This is a genomic window from Aquitalea magnusonii (assembly GCF_002217795.2).
GTDB lineage: Bacteria > Pseudomonadota > Gammaproteobacteria > Burkholderiales > Chromobacteriaceae > Aquitalea > Aquitalea magnusonii_B.
The window spans coordinates 693311-711068 of the sequence record NZ_AP018823.1; the positions used below are offsets into that span (position 1 = coordinate 693311).

Annotated in this window: 13 protein-coding genes; 5 read left to right on the plus strand and 8 right to left on the minus strand. The window is 59.2% G+C overall.

Annotated features, from left to right (window positions below):
* Positions 1-38 precede the first annotated feature (38 nt).
* The 3 genes from DLM_RS03340 to DLM_RS03350 all read left to right on the plus strand — a co-directional run bounded on the left by DLM_RS03340 (position 39) and on the right by DLM_RS03350 (position 3755).
* On the plus strand, positions 39-1415 hold the full coding sequence (locus DLM_RS03340) for an MFS transporter (RefSeq protein ID WP_089082774.1): 1377 nt from the start codon (positions 39-41) through the stop codon (positions 1413-1415).
* 50 nt (positions 1416-1465) lie between these two features.
* The gene (locus DLM_RS03345; protein ID WP_089082773.1) at positions 1466-2956 is read left to right on the plus strand and encodes a mannitol dehydrogenase family protein; all 1491 of its coding nucleotides are present in this window, start codon (positions 1466-1468) and stop codon (positions 2954-2956) included.
* A gap of 151 nt (positions 2957-3107) precedes the next feature.
* The gene (locus DLM_RS03350) at positions 3108-3755 is read left to right on the plus strand and encodes a GntR family transcriptional regulator (RefSeq protein ID WP_269461351.1); all 648 of its coding nucleotides are present in this window, start codon (positions 3108-3110) and stop codon (positions 3753-3755) included.
* A gap of 91 nt (positions 3756-3846) precedes the next feature.
* Here DLM_RS03350 and DLM_RS03355 read toward each other — a convergent pair whose 3' ends face one another.
* The 6 genes from DLM_RS03355 to ppk2 all read right to left on the minus strand — a co-directional run bounded on the left by DLM_RS03355 (position 3847) and on the right by ppk2 (position 10751).
* Positions 3847-5511, minus strand: a complete 1665-nt coding sequence (locus tag DLM_RS03355) for an L-lactate permease (RefSeq protein WP_089082771.1) — start codon at positions 5509-5511, stop codon at positions 3847-3849.
* Between the two features lie 194 nt (positions 5512-5705).
* Entirely contained in the window at positions 5706-7292 is a 1587-nt protein-coding gene (locus tag DLM_RS03360; RefSeq protein ID WP_089082770.1) for a methyl-accepting chemotaxis protein, read from the minus strand.
* A gap of 531 nt (positions 7293-7823) precedes the next feature.
* The gene (locus tag DLM_RS03365; protein WP_089082769.1) at positions 7824-8546 is read right to left on the minus strand and encodes a UDP-2,3-diacylglucosamine diphosphatase; all 723 of its coding nucleotides are present in this window, start codon (positions 8544-8546) and stop codon (positions 7824-7826) included.
* A gap of 109 nt (positions 8547-8655) precedes the next feature.
* Positions 8656-9147 (minus strand): peptidylprolyl isomerase, encoded by a 492-nt coding sequence (locus DLM_RS03370; protein ID WP_089082768.1) that lies wholly within the window; start codon positions 9145-9147, stop codon positions 8656-8658.
* Positions 9148-9232: 85 nt separating this feature from the next.
* Positions 9233-9790: a peptidylprolyl isomerase gene (locus DLM_RS03375; RefSeq protein WP_089082767.1), complete on the minus strand. Its 558-nt coding sequence runs from the start codon at positions 9788-9790 to the stop codon at positions 9233-9235.
* Positions 9791-9893: 103 nt separating this feature from the next.
* Positions 9894-10751 (minus strand): polyphosphate kinase 2, encoded by an 858-nt coding sequence (gene ppk2, locus DLM_RS03380; RefSeq protein WP_231960173.1) that lies wholly within the window; start codon positions 10749-10751, stop codon positions 9894-9896.
* A 409-nt stretch (positions 10752-11160) separates the two neighbouring features.
* On the opposite strand from ppk2, the gene DLM_RS03385 reads away from it, so the two are divergent.
* Positions 11161-12828, plus strand: coding sequence for a SulP family inorganic anion transporter (locus tag DLM_RS03385; RefSeq protein WP_089082794.1), 1668 nt, complete (start codon positions 11161-11163; stop codon positions 12826-12828).
* On the opposite strand, the gene DLM_RS03390 is transcribed toward DLM_RS03385, so the two are convergent.
* Positions 12825-14165 (minus strand): HD-GYP domain-containing protein, encoded by a 1341-nt coding sequence (locus tag DLM_RS03390; protein WP_089082765.1) that lies wholly within the window; start codon positions 14163-14165, stop codon positions 12825-12827. The genes DLM_RS03385 and DLM_RS03390 overlap by 4 nt on opposite strands.
* Positions 14166-14280: 115 nt before the next feature.
* Positions 14281-16566 carry a YgiQ family radical SAM protein gene (locus DLM_RS03395; protein ID WP_089082764.1) on the minus strand — a complete coding sequence of 762 codons (2286 nt, stop codon included), beginning with the start codon at positions 16564-16566 and terminating at the stop codon, positions 14281-14283.
* Between the two features lie 296 nt (positions 16567-16862).
* Here DLM_RS03395 and DLM_RS03400 point away from each other — a divergent pair, with 296 nt between their 5' ends.
* Positions 16863-17717, plus strand: a complete 855-nt coding sequence (locus DLM_RS03400; RefSeq protein WP_089082763.1) for a Kdo hydroxylase family protein — start codon at positions 16863-16865, stop codon at positions 17715-17717.
* Positions 17718-17758 lie beyond the last annotated feature (41 nt).

Genomic DNA, 17758 nt, shown 5'->3' on the forward strand with positions numbered 1-17758 from the left:
CCGATACATGATGGTAATGATGTTTTGGAGTAAATGTAATGAATACGGCAAAAGTGTTGCAGCAGGATCTGGATGGAAAAGAGACATCTGGTTTGGTCAAGGCTGCAGTCTCGGGTTGGTTGGGTACTGCATTAGAGTTTATGGATTTCCAGCTGTATTCGCTTGGCGCTGCATTGGTTTTCCATGAAATTTTCTTTTATGGTCAGAGTAAGGCCATGGTGCTCATTCTGGCCATGGGCACTTATGGTGCTGGTTATCTGGCCCGTATTGTAGGCGCTTTTGTGTTTGGCCGGATGGGCGATTCAATTGGCAGGAAAAAGGTATTATTCATTACAATTACCATGATGGGAGTGTGTACCACACTGATTGGCGTGTTGCCCACCTATGCGCAAATTGGCATTATGGCGCCCATTTTATTGGTCTTGCTGCGAATTGTACAAGGTCTGGGTGCTGGTGCTGAAATATCCGGTGCCGGCACCATGCTGGCTGAGTTTGCCCCGGTGGGGCGGCGCGGTATTATTTCTTCTTTGGTTGCCATGGGAACCAATTGCGGTACTTTGGCGGCGACTGCAATTTGGGCTCTGGTATTTTATACCTTGGATAGACAGCAATTGATGGAGTGGGGATGGCGTATTCCCTTTCTGTCCAGTGTTGTTGTCATGATTTTTGCTATCTGGCTGCGTGCCAATCTGAAGGAGAGTCCGGTATTCGTTCAGGAAAAAGAAAAGAACATTCAAGTGGCTGCCGCTACTGATCATGTTGTGGCTGATGATCATTTCCTTTCCATGTTTCGTAGTCGATCATTTTGGATTGCTACCGGCCTGCGTTTTGGTCAGGCGGGTAACTCAGGGCTGATACAGACTTTTCTTACGGGTTATCTGGTTCAAACATTGTTATTTGATAAAAGCATTCCTACCGATGCCTTGATGATGAGTTCCGTGATTGGGTTTTTTAGTATTCCACTATTGGGTTGGCTGTCTGATAAATTTGGGCGCAGGCTGCCTTATATTGTGTTGAATGTGATGGCTATTTTTCTCATATACCCCTTGCTTTCTTTGATCATGGAGCCGAATCATGGGGTTGGGCTAATCATGGTATGTATTATTGTGATTCACAATATTGCGGTGTTGGGCTTGTTTGCGCTGGAAAATATCACGTTGGCAGAGTTGTTCGGTGCTCGTCAGCGTTTTACCCGGATGGCAATTTCCAAAGAAACCGGCGGGCTGGTTGCGGTCGGTTTTGGCCCCATGCTGGCAGGTATTTTCTGTCATCTTAGCGGTAGTTGGTGGCCGATTGCCGTAATGGTGATGGCTTACTCTGCGATCGGCTTGCTTGCGGCACTGCTGATGCCGGAGGTGAAGGACCGCGATTTGAATCTGCTTACGGACGCCGCAGACTTGCATGGCAGGGGCTAGGGCGGGTGCGGTGCAGCTTGGTCTCATCATCCTCTTCATTGGGTAATCTCATGAGTCAGTCGATTGCGACAGCCTTAGTCCCGCAGCCTGGATATTCTCGGCAGGATCTGCGTCCGCGGCTCTTGCACCTGGGGTGCGGGGCATTTCATCGTGCCCATCAGGCAGTTTATGCAGATGAGTTGGCTGCTCGGCATGGCAGTGATTGGGGGTATTGTGAAGTCAGCTTGTCGGATAGCAGCGGTACCATTCGCGCGCTGAAGCAGCAGGATTTACTGTATTCGGTGTCTGATATTGATGGGCAGGGCTGGCATTGCCGCGTGGTTGGCATTATTTGCCAGGCACTATCGCGGACTGAGGATGGCCTGCTGGCGGTGCTGGAGGCGCTAGCACATCCGGAGCTGGCGATCGTGACCTTGACCATTACCGAGAAAGGCTATTGTCACTCGCCGGCGACGGGGCAATTGCAGCCAGACCATCCCACCATCTTGCATGATGCGGCCCACCCCTTGCAGCCGCAGTCGGCACCTGCGGTATTGCTGGCAGGATTACGTCTACGTCGCCAGCGTGGTTTACCGGCTTTTACGGTGTTGTCCTGTGACAATATGCCGGCCAATGGTGAGATTACCCGTCGGGTATTAATGCAATTGGCAGCGCTGCAGGAGGATGCCGAAATGGTGGACTGGGTAGCGCAGCATGTGGCCTGTCCGTCCAGCATGGTGGATTGTATTGTCCCCATGGTCAGCGATGTGAGCCGCAGCCAGATCCGCGCCGTGCTGGGGGGGGTGGATGATCCGGCCGGGGTGACATCGGAACCATTCCGGCAGTGGGTGATCGAGGATCATTTCCCGCAAGGCCGCCCAGCGTGGGAGCGGGTGGGGGTGCAGTTGGTTGCCGATGTGAGCCCATTTGAGGAAATGAAGCTGCGTATGCTGAACGGCAGCCATTCATTTCTGGCGTATCTGGGCTATCTGGCGGGCTATAGCCATATCAGTGATTGCATGCAAGATGCCGCGTTGGCGCAACTGGTGCAGCACCTGATGCTGCAGGAGCAAGCGGTGACGCTGGTGAATTGTCCACAGCCGGCCGAGGATTATGCTGCCCGTTTATTACAGCGTTTTCGCAATCCGGCGCTGCAGCATCGAACCTGGCAGATTGCCATGGATGGTTCGCAAAAACTTCCACAGCGCCTGCTCGATCCCATCCGTATTCATCTGGCACGAGGCAGCCGCTTTGATTGCCTGGCGCTGGGGCTTGCCGCCTGGATGTACTACGTGTCCGGTGTGGATGAGCAGGGGCGTGCGATTGAGGTGCGTGACCCGTTGGCCGCCGAGATAAGCATGCTGCTGCAGTCGCGAGGGCCTGCGCTGTCGCCTGTGCAGGCCTTATTACAACTGGAACAGGTGTTTGCGACAGATCTGCCACGCAATGAACATTTCGTGGCGCTACTCAGCCAGTATTTCCATCAACTGCAGCAGTTCGGTGCCAAAGCGTGTGCGGCACAGCTTTGTGCTCGGCTTGGCTATGCCGTGGCGGTGGACTGATTAGCCCGAGGAAGCAGGCCGCCACTGCGCAGTGCTGCTGAATACCGCCATGGCGTGGGCGTGGCGGTTCACTCTGTTAGTATGCGGTGCTTATCGATCTGGATGGCCGTCTTGCATGAGCATACCTCCGTTATTAACCGGCATGCTGCCCGTGAATCAACAGATTTTCCGTCTGTTGCGGCAGGATATCGTGACCGCCAGAATTCCCCCTGGTGTGTTGTTATCCGAAAAGGAAATTTCCAGCCGGTTTGCCGTGTCGCGCCAGCCGGTGCGTGAAGCATTCATCAAGCTGGCAGAGGCTGGCTTGGTGCAGATTCTGCCGCAGCGCGGCACGCTGGTCGTGAGGATTTCAGTCAGCCAGGTGGCGGAGGGCAGCTTTATCCGGCAGGCGGTGGAGTGTGCGGTGGCGCGCCGTTTGGCGGCGCAGATCAGTCCGGGTCAGTTGCTGACGCTGGAGCACAATCTGCAGCAACAACAACTGGCGGCACAAAATGGGCAGGCGGATGTGTTCTTACAGCTAGACGATGCGTTTCACCAGTTGTTGGCGCACTTTGCAGCCTGCACACTGGCTTGGCAAACCATCGAGAGCATTAAGGCCACGATGGACCGCGTGCGTTTTCTCAGCCTGGATGCGGTATCACCACCGGAATTGCTGATTGAGCAGCACGCGCAGATTGTAACTGCCTTGCAGGCAAGGGATGCCGATGCCAGCGAAGTGGCAATGGCTGCCCACCTGCAGGAGATTGGCCGCTCGGTGCTGGAAGTGGCCCGGCACAATCAGGATTGGTTTATCAACTGAGCCAGGCTGTGCGCTCGCTGCAGATAAAAAAAGCCCCGCCAAGAATCTTGGGCGGGGCTTTTTGTCTGGCAGTGCCAGATGCCATCAAGCTTTAATGCAATACCAGCAGCGTAAACGGCGGCAGGTAGGCCATTGCCGTGACCACCAGGCCGACCAGGCAGGCCAGGGCCAGCGAGTGGAAGAACACATAGCGCAGGATCACGCCTTCCTTGCCGTAATACTGGGTCGCTGTCGACGCCACCACGATGGACTGGGCGTCGATCATCTTGCCCATCACACCACCGGCGGAGTTTGCAGCGGTCATCAGTACCGGCGACAGACCCAACTGGGTGGCGGAAGCCTTTTGCAGACCACCGAACAGCACGTTGGCGGCGGTGTCCGAACCGGTCAGCGCCACACCCAGCCAGCCCAGCAGGGTGCCGAAGAAGGGGTAGAGCACGCCGGTGTGCGAGAAGGCGAGGCCCAGGGTGATGTCCACGCCGGAGTAGCGGGTCAGGTAGCCTAGTGCCAGCATGGCCACGATGGTGATCAGCGAGTAGCGCAGCGACCAGAAGGTCTGACCGTACACCTTGACCAGCTCACTCGGACGATAGCCCATGATCAGGCCGGACAGGATGCCGGCCACCAGGATGCCGGTACCGGTGGTGGACAGCAGGTTCAGCTTGTAGACAGCGGCTTCCAGGTGTGGCTTGGCCACCACCGGCGGCATCTTCTGTACCAGGTTGTGCAGGCCGGGCCACTGGATATCCAGGGTGAAAATGGAGTCCAGCAGTTTTTTCACGCTAGGCGAGCCCCAGGCAAATACCAGTACCGACAGAATCAGCCACGGCAGCCAGGCACGAACCACGTCACCGGTGGAGTAACCATGCTTGGGTTGCAGTGCAGTCTTGCCAGCGGCTTCGGCAGCGGCACCGGCCATGGTGCCGGCGGTGGAGGTGTATACCTCTTGCGGATGCCATACCTTCAGGAACAGTACCAGCGCGGCAATCGAGCAAACCGAGGCAATGACGGCAACCAGTTCCGGCCCCATGGTATTGGACACGATCAGTTGCGGAATGGCGAAGGACAGACCGGCCACCAGGGCGGCAGGCCAGATGCGCAGGGTATTCTTCCAGCCGCAGAAGGCAATCAGCAGCCAGAATGGCACGATGACAGCGAAAAGGGTCATCTGGCGACCCACCATGGAGGAAATCAGCATCACGTCGATGCCGGTCACCTTGGCCAGGGTGGTGATCGGAGTACCCAGCGCGCCATAGGCAACCGGTGCGGTGTTGGCGATCAGCGACAGGCCGGATGCCGCCAGCGGCGAGAAGCCCAGGCCAATCAGCATGGCACCGGTAACGGCCACCGGTGTGCCAAAGCCGCCGGCACCTTCAAAGAAGGCACCAAAGCAGAAGGCAATCAGCAGCAGTTGCAGGCGGCGGTCTTGCGTGACGCCGGTAATGCTTTCACGCAGGATGGCGAACTGGCCTTTGCGTTCGGTCAACTGGTACAGGAAGATCACGTTCAGAATGATCCAGCCAATTGGCAGCAAGCCGTTGGCCGCACCCATCAGGGTGGCGCTGACTGCCATGCTGCCGGGCATGCCGAAGATGCCGATGGCGACGACAAGGGAAGTGATCAAACCCATCATGGCAGCAATGTGTGCCTTGATATGGAAAATGCCGAGCGCGCCCAGCAGCACGATGACCGGCAGCGCTGCGCACAGCGTAGACAGCCACGGGTTGCCCAGTGGGTCGTAGACGTGGGACCACATAATGGTTCTCTCCAATGATTGTTGGCGTTGATCGGGCTGCACGTCGTGTGACGGGCCCGTTATCGAGCGTTCCGCCTGTTTTTGTACTGGTGGCGGATGGCGCAACTGTAGTGATCACGCATCAAATCGTCATTTAGGGCTTGCCCTTGCGGGTTTACCCTTTATTGGCATGGCGAGGTCCGGTCGCCGGAGTCCTAGCGGCGGGGCGTGGTGTCGAGGGCAGGCTTGTGTTCGGCAGGCGGCGGGGCGGCTTCGCCAGCCTCATCGCGCAGACGGAAATAGGCAATACGCTGTTGCAGTGCTGCGGTGTGTTGCAGCATTTCACGGGAAAGAGTGGCCATGTTTAGCGATTCTTCGGCATTTTGCACCGATGAATTGCTGAGCTGGTTCAGTGATTGCGAAATCTGGCCAATGCCAAGGTTCTGCTCTTTGCTGCTATGGGTAATATGCTCGATCAGGCGCTGAGTCTGGACAATGGTTTGTTCCAGCGCCCCCATGGCGCTATCGGCATGTTCGGCGCGCTGCATGGTCTGGTGTGACAGTTGCTGGATTTCCAGCGCCACATCCTTGCTGCGCTGGGCCAGTTTGCGCACTTCTTGTGCCACGACGGCAAAGCCCTTGCCGTGCTCTCCGGCGCGGGCGGCTTCAATACCGGCGTTCAAGGCCAGTAAATCAGTCTGGTAGACAATATCGTCGATCTGATCAATGCAGTTGATGATGTGGTGCAGTGCCTGCAGGGTGTTTTCCACCAGCAGGCGGCCCTCGCGGCTGGCTTCTACTGCAATGCCGCATTGGTGTTCGGTTTCTTGCACACGGTGCATGGTGGTGTCCAGCATGGAGGAGAACTGCTGCAAGGTGGTGGCAATTTCTTCCAGATGAGCGGCTTCGCTGCTGCTCTGATCTCCGATATGGCTGGCTGCATGCTCGACGCGGCTGGAGAGTGCGCCCATGTCACGCGCAGTTTGCCGGATACCCTGCATCACCCGGCTCAGGCGGCTGATCATGCTGTCCAGCACGCCGCTCATGCTGTCAGGTTCAGCCTGTTGCAGCCGGGTGAGCCACAAGCCTTCGGCCAGTTCATTGATATGCTGCTGGGTTTGTGCCGGCTCGGCCCCCAGCAGGGTAATCAGTTGGCGGTAGCTCCTGCGCAGCAGCAAGGCGACGATCAGCACCGTCGTCATCAGTGCCAGCCCCAGCAGTAGCCAGTTGCGCTGATTGCTGTTGTCGGCTTCGTTTTCCAGTTGGATCTGATACTGCTGCGCCAGTGAAACAGCGTTGTCGATGGCTTGGCGGTGCTGTGCATACGCTTGCTGCATCGTGGCAAAAACGGTAGTTGCCTTGCCGGTTTGCTGCTTTTGCAGGGCGGGTATCAGTTGCTGATTGAGCAAGACGAAAAACTCCCTCCCATACTGCTGTGCCTGGCCGACGAGCGCATCACGTAGCGGAAGGGGCAGGGCTTGTTGTTGCCAGTATTGATAGTGCTGATTGAATGCCTGTTCGCAGCGTTGCAACCGGCTGATGATGCTGGCCTGCTGTGCAGGCGCGGCCTGGCGCAACTGATAGCTCAGCAAATTGGCCTCGATGATGTAGGACGGCGGGGGAAGAATGTCGGCAACCAGATCCTTGGCCATCACGATGTGCTGATATTGCGGACCACCAATGGTGATTTGCCGGATCAGCAGGGCAGCCGCCATGGCCACGCAGGCCAGTAAAGTTGCCAATACCAGTGTCAGCCAGACAAAGCGCTGGCGCACCGAAAAAATACGGTGATGATCGAACATGAGATTTTCCCCGATGCTGGCACATGGCAGTCACCTGATCTGCCTGCGCTGCAGGCGGTGACCGTTTGCTGTTGTTGTCGGGCAGGAGGGGCGGCAAACAGGCGGCCTCCGCATTGCCCATTAACAGGCATAGCACATGGGGGGAAGGGGGCAGGGAAAGCCAGCCTAAAGAACAGTTCAGCTTGGCGCTGGCCGGTGCTACTGCAACTGGCGATAACCATCACCAGGCTGGATGTCGGATTTGGCCTGGGATGTCGGGTAGGGACGGGACGCGCAGGCGCTGTGTGGCCACAAGACCGCATAGCGTTCTTAGGCAAGCAGCAGCGACGCCAGCAGTGCCAGCCAGGGCCGGCAGGCCCTGCTTTGCAGCAGGGTCTGGTCTGCGTTCTGTTGAGCTTGTTGACGCTTGCGCCAGCGGGGGTGAGAACAAGCGAAGACCGCTAAGAAAGCGGAGTTTACCGTGAGTCGATATCCATTCTGCCGGCGTTTTAACGCGCTAAGCCCAAGGTAGCGCAGACGATGAGCAGATTCCTAGCCTAGCGGCAGAGCGGTCAGGCCGGAGGCATCCAGCCGCAGATAGCCACCGCTGCTGCCGTGCCAGTCGCGTATTACCCAGCGTTCGGCCTGCTGGCTGCCTTGCTGGTGCAGATGGGTGGCGGGGCGATGGGTGTGACCGTGAATCAAGGTCGGCCAGTGGTGCTGTGCCAGCAACTGCATTACGGCATCGTCGCTTACATCAGTAATGGCGCTCAGGCCTTGCTGCAGTTTGGCCGCCTCACTTTGCATGCGCGCCTGGGCTGCAATGGCGTGGCGCTCGGCCAGCGGCCTGGCCAGCATGGCGGCCTGCCAGGCCGGATTGCGGCTGATGGTACGGAATTGCTGATAGGCGGTATCTGCGGTACACAGGGCATCGCCATGGCTGAGCAGATAAGACCGGCCATATGCTTCCAGCAGGTAGGGATCTGCCAGCAGCACGGCACCGGAGCGCAGGGCAAAGCCGTCACCCAGCAGGAAGTCACGGTTGCCATGCATCACATAGAGCGGGGTGTGGCGGGAGAACTGCTGCATCGCCGCCAGCATCTCATTGAGAAAGGCGCTGTCATCGTCATCTCCCACCCAGTATTCGAACAGGTCGCCCAGGATGAACAGGCTGTCGATCTGGCCTTGCCATTGGCGCAGGGTGTTGGCAAATAGCTGGCACAGCGCCGGGGTGTCTTCGCTCAGGTGCAGGTCGGAAATGAAGTGATGGCTCATGATGATTGGATGGCAGCAACAAAAGTCAGAAAGGATAAAGCAAAGCCAGCTCACGCGGAGGGAGCTGGCTTGTGGTACTGGCCGCCGCTGACGCGCGGCCTGCAGCGGATCAGATGATCTCGGCTTTTTCCACGACTACGGCTTCTACCGGCACATCCTGGTGACCGCCGCTGCGACCGGTGCGCACGGTCTTGATGCGGTCAACCACCTCCTGGCCTTCCACTACCTGGCCGAACACGGCATAGCCCCAGCCCTGGGTGGTTTCGGATTTGAAATCGAGGAAGTCGTTGTCGGCCACATTGATGAAGAACTGGGCCGAGGCAGAGTGCGGGTCCATGGTACGTGCCATGGCAACGGTGTAGGTCTTGTTGGAAACACCGTTGTTGGCTTCGTTCTTGATCGGATCGCGGGTGTCTTTTTGCTTCATCTCGGCATCAAAACCGCCGCCCTGGATCATGAAACCGTTGATCACGCGGTGGAAGATGGTGCCGTCATAGTGACCGCTCTTGACGTATTCTTCGAAGTTGGCGGCAGTCACCGGGGCCTTGTCATGGAACAGTTCCAGTACGATTTCGCCGAAGTTGGTGGTCAGTTTGATCATGGGTATTCCTTTTTATGAATCTGAAGCGTGGGCTCTTGATGCTGTCTATCTACCCGCCGCAGTTGGCTGACGGGTGCCGGTGGGGTCAGGGCTTGACCACCACCTTCTGGATCACGATGGGCTCGAACGGCACGTCATCCATGCCTTTCATGCTGCCGGTGTGGGTTTTGGCAATGCGGTTGACTACGTCCATGCCCTTGCTGACCTTGCCGAATACAGCATAGCCAATCCCTTGCGGGCTGGGGTTTTTGTAGTCGAGGAATTCGTTATTGGCCACATTGATGAAGAACTGGGCGGTGGCTGAGTTGGGGTCAGCGGTGCGGGCCATGGCAATGGTGCCGATGCTGTTCTTCAGGCCGTTGGCGGCTTCGTTGGGGATGGGCGCGTTGGTTTTCTTCTGTTCCAGCTTGCCGTCAAAACCACCGCCCTGAATCATGAAACCATCGATGACGCGGTGAAATACCGTGCCGTTGTAAAAGCCAGCCTTGGCGTAGCTGACAAAATTGGCCACGGTCTTGGGCGCTTTGGCGGAATCCAGGGTGATTTCGATCACACCTTTGTTGGTGGTCATTTCCACTACCGGTGCTGCGTAAGCCAGCAGGGGCAGGGCGCACAGGGCGAGACTGGAGAGCAGTTTTTTCATGGGCGTTTCTGATGCTATCGGCGGGAACAATGCCGGATTCTAGCACAGCAGCCGCATCGCGGATGCGGCTGCTGTTATCGCCCTGCGGTCTTGATCAAGCGGCTCACACGTCGAAACGCAGCGACTTGTCCTCATCGGCATTCAGCATGTGCTTGGGGGCACCCACAATCAGCGGGTCGGCGGCATGGGCAACGCGTGGATCCTTGTTGGGGTAGTCCAGGCTGGCCAGGAAATGGCGGATGCAGTTCAGGCGGGCGCGTTTCTTGTCATCGGATTTCACCACCACCCAGGGCGCATCGCCAGTATTGGTGTGGAAGAACATCGCTTGTTTGGCTGCGGTGTAGTCGTCCCATTTGTCCAGCGACTGAATGTCGATGGGGGAGAGCTTCCAGTGCTTGAGCGGGTCATCGCGGCGCGAGATGAAGCGGCGTAGCTGTTCTTCGCGGCTGACCGAGAACCAGAACTTGAACAGGTGGATGCCGCTGTTGACCAGCATGCGTTCCAGTTGCGGGGTCTGGCGCATGAATTCCAGGTATTCGTCCGGATTGCAAAAGCCCATCACCCGTTCCACGCCGGCGCGGTTATACCAGGAGCGGTCGAAGAACACGATTTCGCCGGAAGACGGCAGATGTTCGATATAGCGCTGGAAATACCATTGACCGCGTTCGCGCTCGGACGGCTTTTCCAGTGCCACCACGCGGGCACCGCGCGGATTGAGGTGTTCCATATAGCGCTTGATGGTGCCGCCCTTGCCGGCAGCGTCGCGGCCTTCAAACAGGATGACGATTTTCTGCCCGGTTTCCTTGACCCAGCTTTGTACTTTCAACAGCTCGATCTGCAGCTCCATCTTGATCTTTTCGTACTCGGCCCGGCGCATGCGGGTGCGGTAGGGAAAGCTGGCGGGGAGTTCGGCGGTACTGCTGTCTTCGCTGCTGCCGTGGGGGGCTTCGGCCACCTGCAGCGCCACCGGCTGCTGGCTGATGGTTTCGATGGCCTTCACCGATTCCTGATGCACGCGCTTGACGTTGCTCTGGCGGCTGCTGGTGCTGCGCGCAGGCTTGCGGCTGGCGCTTGGGCTGGTGGTGGCGGTGTTTTCCTCGGCAGGCTTGCTGTCTACGGGCGTGCTGATGGCGGGATCGTTATTTTTGTCTTGCGTCATGGTTTTCCCTCATGCTGAAGTGGTCTTAAAACCATGCTACGCCTGTTGACTGGGGGTGTCGATATGCCTCTGCCATGGCCTGTCCGACGTCAGAAAAACGGCTGTCGGGCGCGCGTCCCTTGCGCTGCGCGAGGCCGACGCCGATGATGACAGTACAAACAGGCAGGCACGGCACCTCTTGTCGCAGCCTGCCATCACAGAAAGTCAGATCATGTTGAGTCCGGGTTTTCGTCCTCGTCTTATTGATACCCTGCAGAGCTACAACCGCCAGTTGCTGCGCGATGACATCATGGCGGGCCTTACCGTTGGCATTGTCGCCTTGCCACTGGCGATGGCCTTTGCCATGGCCAGCGGTGTCACACCGCAGGCGGGCATCTTTACTGCCGTGATTGCCGGTTTCCTGGCGGCGGCGCTGGGCGGGAGCCGTTTGTCAGTCACCGGCCCCACCGGGGCCTTCATCGTCATCATCTACGGCATCGTGGCCAAGTATGGCGTGGCCAATCTGCTGATCTGCACCTTTATGTCCGGCGTGATGCTGGTGTTGATGGGCATCTTCCGGCTGGGGCAGGTGATCCGCTTTTTTCCCTTGCCGCTGATTACCGGCTTTACCAACGGCATTGCCGTGCTGATTTTCCTCACCCAACTGAAAGATTTTTTCGGTTTGCCGGTGGAAAAGATGCCGGCGGGTTTCTTTGCGGTGATGCAGGTATTGCGTGAGCAACTGGGCAATTTCCACTGGCCGACCTTGCTGCTGTCCGGGGCCAGCCTGCTGCTGATCCTGCTATGGCCAAAGCGACTCAACCGCCTGTTGCCCGCGCCCTTTGTGGCGCTGATTCTGGCGACGCTGGCCACCGCCTTGTTCAGCCTGCCGGTGGCCACGCTGGGCAGCAAATTCGGTGGCATTCCGCAAGGCTTGCCCAGCTTTGGCGGGCTGGACCTGGACCCGACCCATCTGTCCGACCTGCTGGCACCGGCCTTTACCATTGCCCTGCTGGGGGCCATCGAGTCACTGCTGTGTGCGGTGGTGGCCGACAGCATGACGTCTGACAAGCATGACTCCAATCAGGAGCTGATCGGTCAGGGCATTGCCAATATGGTGGCCCCGTTTTTTGGCGGCATTCCGGCGACCGGAGCGGTGGCACGCACTGCCACCAATATCAGCAACGGGGGAAAAAGCCCGGTGGCTGCCATGGTGCATGCCTTGTTGCTGTTATTGATTTTGCTGGTGGCTGCGCCGTTGGCGGCCAGCATTCCCCTGGCGGTGCTGGCGGCCATCCTGATTTCGGTGGCGCTGAAAATGGGGGACTGGGATATCCGCAAGGCTTTTCAGTTTCCCAAGCGCGATACCGCGGTGTTGATTGTCACCTTTGTGCTGACCGTGGTGTTCGACCTGACGGTGGCGGTGCAGATCGGCCTGTTGATGGCGGCGGTGTTCTTTATCCGCAGCATGGCCAGCCATACCTCGGTCAACCGCTTGTTGCCGGAATATGCCCAGTTGTTCGAGCGCCACACCATAGCCGGCAAGCATGTGCCGGATGGCTGTGCCGCTTTCCGGGTGGAGGGTGCGCTGTTTTTCGGGGCGGCGGACAGTGTGGAAATCATTCACCAGCAGGCCGAGCAGGCGCGCGTCATCATCTTGCAGTTACACCGGCTGGTGATGCTGGATACCACCGGTCTGCTGGCGCTGGACAGTCTGAACGACAAGCTGCGGGTGCAGGGCAAGACGCTGATTTTGTGCGGCGCGACCGACGAGGTGCTGGACATGCTCAAGGGCTCGCGGCTGGTGGATGATCTGGGCGCGGACAATCTGCAGCCGGACCTGGCCGCCGCCCTGCAGCGTGCCGAACAGTTGCTGACCAGCGGCGTGGTGTGGGGCTAGAGCTGGCCTTCCTCGCGTAATACCTGCCGCAAGGCCTCGAAGCAGCGCGGATCGATGGCCACGTGCAGGTTCTGCTGCATGATGTCCAGCGTTTTGGCCACCGGCGTGGCCGGGTGGTATGGCCGCTCGGCATTGATGGCGTCAAAAATGTCGGCGGTGGTGATGATGCGGGTTTCCAGGGTGATGGCGTCGCCAGCCAGACCGCGCGGATAACCCTTGCCATCCAGCCGTTCATGGTGGGCGGCGGCAACGTCGGCCAGCTCGGCAAACACCTGCATGCGGCCAAGAATGGCGTGGGTGTAGCTGGCGTGTTGTTGCACCGCAGCCCATTCCTCGGCATCCAGCTTGCCGGGTTTGTCCAGAATGCGGTTGCTCACCCCCAGCTTGCCTACATCGTGTAGCAGGGCGCCGCGTTTGAGCCAGCGTCGGCGCGCATCATCCAGGCCCAGGGTGGCGGCAATACGGTCGGAATAATGACCCACCCGCTGGCTGTGACCGGCGGTGAAGGGGCTTTTGGAGTCGACCACCTGGCCGAAGCCTTCGGCAATCTCATCCAGATAATCTTCGTCAACTTCCACCTGATGCTGGGCCGGTTCCAGCGCCAGCACCGCCTGATCGACGCTTGTGGATTCCAGCACCTGCCAGAAGGTTTCGTCACTGGCCACGCTGGCAAAACAGGCCACCAGTTGTGGGTCGAACCAGTTGCCGGCGCGTTGCTGAACCTCGGCCAGTGCGCCGGCACGGCCATTGGTGATGTGAAACACATCGATCACCTGTGAGAGCAGGGCAATGCGGGCATGAACGGGTATGGCTTCGCCCTGCAAGCCCAGCGGCCGGCCGGAGCCGTCCCAGTGCTCGTCCAGCGACTGGATGCCGCGCGCCACGTTTTCATTGAAGCGTAGCTGGCGGGCGATGTCGGCACCGCGGTGGCAGCGGGTGTGGATCAGTTCGTCGGCAATGTCCTTGCCATTGCGCATGATGTTGACGATGGAGGCCAGCCGGTCGGCCCAGCCGGCGTGGCGACCGGTATGGCTGAACACAAAGCCCAGCATCTGCGGCAGTCCCGGTCCCACTTGTTTGAAGTCCTGCTTGAACTGCCGGTCGTCGGTCAGGTAGAGCGCACTGATACGGGCGGCATTGCTGCTGCAGCCCAAGTCTTTTAGCAAGATGGCGTAGTACAGCTCCCACAGTGACTGGCTGTCCAGCCCGATGGCGCGGCCAATGTGCATGCCTATCCAGCAACTGCGCACGCAGTGGCCTTCCGGCTGTCCCTCGGTAATGTCCAGCGCATAACTGAGCGAGCCTAGCAGTTCGGCTAGCTTAAGTGAGGCACCCATGCTGCATGTCCTGTTCTGAATCCGGTTGGCTGCTACTTTAGCTGCCAATCAGGGAGTCTGCCCAATAAAAACGGCATCGCCAGGCGATGCCGTTTTTATTGCCGATGATGACGGATCAGCGTTTGTGCTTGCTGCGGTTATTGCCCGCCGCCTGGCTTGCCGGTTTGCTGCCCGGTTTTGCTCCCGGCCGGCCGGTGGCTTGCGGGCGTCCGCCAAAGGCTTTGCCTTGCGCTGCCGTGGCCTTGCCCTGACCGGTGCGTGGCTGGCCGGGTTTGCCGCTGCCCTGGCGTGCCGCCGGTGCGCCCAGACGATGACGCACCGCAGCGGATTTGTCACCCGGCGGGGTAGGCGGAATCAGGCAGTGCTTGCTGTGGCCGATCAGGTCGCTGCGGCCCATATTGATCAGCGCATCGTGAATGATCTGCCAGTTGTCCGGGTGGTGATAGCGCAAGAAGGCCTTGTGCAGCTTGCGGCGATAACCATCGCGCACCACGTCCACCTTTTCCGAACTGCGCGACAGGCGCTTGAGCGGGTTGCGGCGGGTATGCCACATGGTGGTGGCCATGGCCATCGGCGTCGGGGTAAAGGTTTGCACCTGATCCAGACGGAAGTTGTTCTTCTTCAGCCACAGCGCCAGATTCATCATGTCTTCATCGCTGGTGCCGGGGTGGGCGGCGATGAAGTAGGGAATCAGGTACTGCTCCTTGCCGGCCTGGCGGCTGAAGCGTTCGAATAGCTCCTTGAACTTGTCGTACGCGCCCATGCCCGGCTTCATCATCTTGGACAGCGGGCCGTCTTCGGTGTGTTCCGGGGCAATTTTCAGATAGCCGCCCACATGGTGCTGCACCAGTTCCTTGATGTATTCGGGCGAACGCACCGCCAGGTCGTAACGCAAGCCGGACTGGATGTTGATCTTCTTCACCCCCGGCAGGGCACGTGCCTTGCGGTACAGTTGGATCAGATGGCTGTGGTCGGTATTCAGGTTCTCGCAGATGTCCGGGAACACACAGGACAGCTTGCGACAGGAGCGCTCGATGTTCGGGTCCTTGCATGACAGGCGGTACATATTGGCGGTCGGGCCGCCCAGGTCGGAGATGTGGCCGGTAAAGCCCGGCGTCTTGTCGCGGATTTCCTCAATCTCGTGCAGGATGGATTCTTCCGAACGGCTCTGGATGATGCGGCCTTCGTGCTCGGTGATGGAGCAGAAAGTACAGCCACCAAAACAGCCGCGCATGATGTTGACCGAGTACTTGATCATCTCCCACGCCGGAATATGCGCATCGCCGTAGCTGGGGTGCGGATTGCGGGCGTAGGGCAGGCCGTAGACGAAGTCCATTTCCTCGGTGGTCAGCGGAATGGGTGGCGGGTTCAGCCATACATCGCGGCTGCCGTGCAACTGCACCAGTGCGCGGGCGTTGCCGGGGTTGGATTCCAGATGCAGGGTGCGGCTGGCGTGTGCATACAGCACCGGGTCGTGTGCCACGGCTTCGTAGGCCGGAATGCGGATGACGGTTTTGGCCCGTTCGGCGCGGCGTTTGGCCAGGCGCTCTTCGCGTGATTCGATGCGGATCACCTGCGGCGCAGTCGGGTCGCTGCCCTTGGTGGCTTCAGCGGCTTGCTCCGGCAGTTCCTGATACGGATTCAGGTGCGGGTCCACCTTGCCGGGGGTGTCCACCACGCTGGAATCCATCTCCTGCCACTCGTCGTCCGGACGCCAGCCTTGCTGCACCACGAAGGCGGTACCGCGTACGTCGCGGATTTCACTGAGTTTTTCACCCTTGGCCGCGCGATGGGCAATTTCCACCAGCGCGCGTTCGGCATTGCCATACAGCAGGATGTCGGCCTTGGAGGTGATCAGCACCGACTGACGGACCTTGTCGCTCCAGTAGTCGAAGTGGGCGATGCGGCGCAGGCTGGCTTCGATGGAGCCGATCATCACCCCCACGCCGGGATAGGCTTCGCGGCAGCGCTGGGCATACACGGTGACGGCACGGTCCGGGCGCTTGTTCGGTTCGGCATTGGGGGTGTAGGCATCATCCGAGCGCGGACGACGGTCCGCCGTGTAGCGGTTGATCATCGAATCCATATTGCCGGCGGTGACGCCAAAAAACAGATTGGGCTTGCCCAGCGCGCGGAAGGGTTCGGCCGACTGCCAGTCCGGCTGCGCAATGATGCCGACACGGAAGCCCTGGGCTTCCAGCAAACGGCCCACCAGCGCCATGCCAAAGCTGGGATGGTCGATATAGCAGTCGCCGGAAATCAGGATGATGTCACAGGAATCCCAGCCAAGCTGGTCCATTTCGGCGCGGCTCATCGGCAGGAAAGGGGCAGTGCCAAAACGGCTGGCCCAGTACTTGCGGTAAGAGGTAATCGGTTTGGCGGCGGCTGGCTGTGTCGTCATGCTGAATGAAAGCGGCTGTTGGCGCAGATGGATAAGCAACCGGGCATTATGCCGTACTTTCGGATTTTTATCAGCATAAATTGTTGTTTTTAATGGCGAATTGCCATGTTGTCAGTAGGGGTGGCGCGCAATATTCCCCGTTGGAATCAGATGTTTGCTGCTTTTGTTCGCCGCTGCGGGCTGCTGCAAATGTGACCGCAGCCACACTTTGGCGTACTCTTGCGGCTGGTCTTGGTTTGTCATGCTGATGTGGTTTTGTTTCACATCAGCGGCATACAACACGGGAAACGTTGCACATGAGCAGTCAGATTGTCCGTTTGGACGCAAAACCCTATCAATCCCAGGTGGCCGCACTGGAAAGCGGCAAGGTACTGTATTTGCCGCAGCTGGAGTTTGCCATCCAGCCGACCGAACTGGCCTTGCTGAACCCGGCCATTGCCGACCCGAAACGCAAGAACATCAGCCTGGAACCGCAAGATGGTGGCAAGTTGCATGGCGTGGCTGACCCTGCCAACGAAGCCGCAGTGCGCGCCTTGATTGCCCGCTATCGCGACAGCGCCTTTGCCCTGGTCGAGCAGTTGCTGCCGGAATACCGCGGCAAGCTGCGCGCCGCCCCCACCAGCCTGCGCCTGATGCGGGTGGAAGATCGCCAGACTTCCTGGCGCAAGGACGACAGCCGTCTGCATGTGGATGCCTTCCCGTCGCGGCCCACTTATGGCGAGCGCATCTTGCGCGTGTTCTACAATGCCAATCCCAATGGTGAACCGCGCGTGTGGCGCGTCGGGGAGCCGTTTGCCGACATGGCGCGGCGCATGCTGCCGCGTTTGCCACGGCAGTGGCCTGGCTCGGCGGCGCTGATGGCGGCGCTGAAAATCACCAAGCGCAAGCGCAGCGCCTACGACCACCTGATGCTGCATCTGCACGATGCGATGAAGGCGGACATGGACTACCAGCGCACCTGCCCGCAGGAAACCATGCCGTTCCCGCCGGGCTGCGGCTGGGTGTGTTTCTCCGACCATGCCTCGCATGCCGTGATGTCCGGCCAGTTCATGCTGGAGCAGACATTCTGGCTGCCGGCACAGGACATGCTAGACCCGGCGCGCTCACCACTGGCCGAATTGCAGGCCATCACCGGGCGCACCCTGCTGTAAACCAAGCGGGCGGCAGGCCGGGCAAAGCGCCAGTCCGCCTG

Bases quoted from the DNA above. Each gene is read 5' to 3' on its own strand.
- DLM_RS03340 (WP_089082774.1), top strand. From the start codon at position 39: ATGAATACGGCAAAAGTGTTGCAGCAGGATCTGGATGGAAAAGAGACA.
- DLM_RS03345 (WP_089082773.1), top strand. From the start codon at position 1,466: ATGAGTCAGTCGATTGCGACAGCCTTAGTCCCGCAGCCTGGATATTCT.
- DLM_RS03355 (WP_089082771.1), bottom strand. From the start codon at position 5,511: ATGTGGTCCCACGTCTACGACCCACTGGGCAACCCGTGGCTGTCTACG.
- DLM_RS03360 (WP_089082770.1), bottom strand. From the start codon at position 7,292: ATGTTCGATCATCACCGTATTTTTTCGGTGCGCCAGCGCTTTGTCTGG.
- DLM_RS03365 (WP_089082769.1), bottom strand. From the start codon at position 8,546: ATGAGCCATCACTTCATTTCCGACCTGCACCTGAGCGAAGACACCCCG.
- DLM_RS03370 (WP_089082768.1), bottom strand. From the start codon at position 9,147: ATGATCAAACTGACCACCAACTTCGGCGAAATCGTACTGGAACTGTTC.
- DLM_RS03375 (WP_089082767.1), bottom strand. From the start codon at position 9,790: ATGAAAAAACTGCTCTCCAGTCTCGCCCTGTGCGCCCTGCCCCTGCTG.
- DLM_RS03385 (WP_089082794.1), top strand. From the start codon at position 11,161: ATGTTGAGTCCGGGTTTTCGTCCTCGTCTTATTGATACCCTGCAGAGC.
- DLM_RS03390 (WP_089082765.1), bottom strand. From the start codon at position 14,165: ATGGGTGCCTCACTTAAGCTAGCCGAACTGCTAGGCTCGCTCAGTTAT.
- DLM_RS03395 (WP_089082764.1), bottom strand. From the start codon at position 16,566: ATGACGACACAGCCAGCCGCCGCCAAACCGATTACCTCTTACCGCAAG.
- DLM_RS03400 (WP_089082763.1), top strand. From the start codon at position 16,863: ATGAGCAGTCAGATTGTCCGTTTGGACGCAAAACCCTATCAATCCCAG.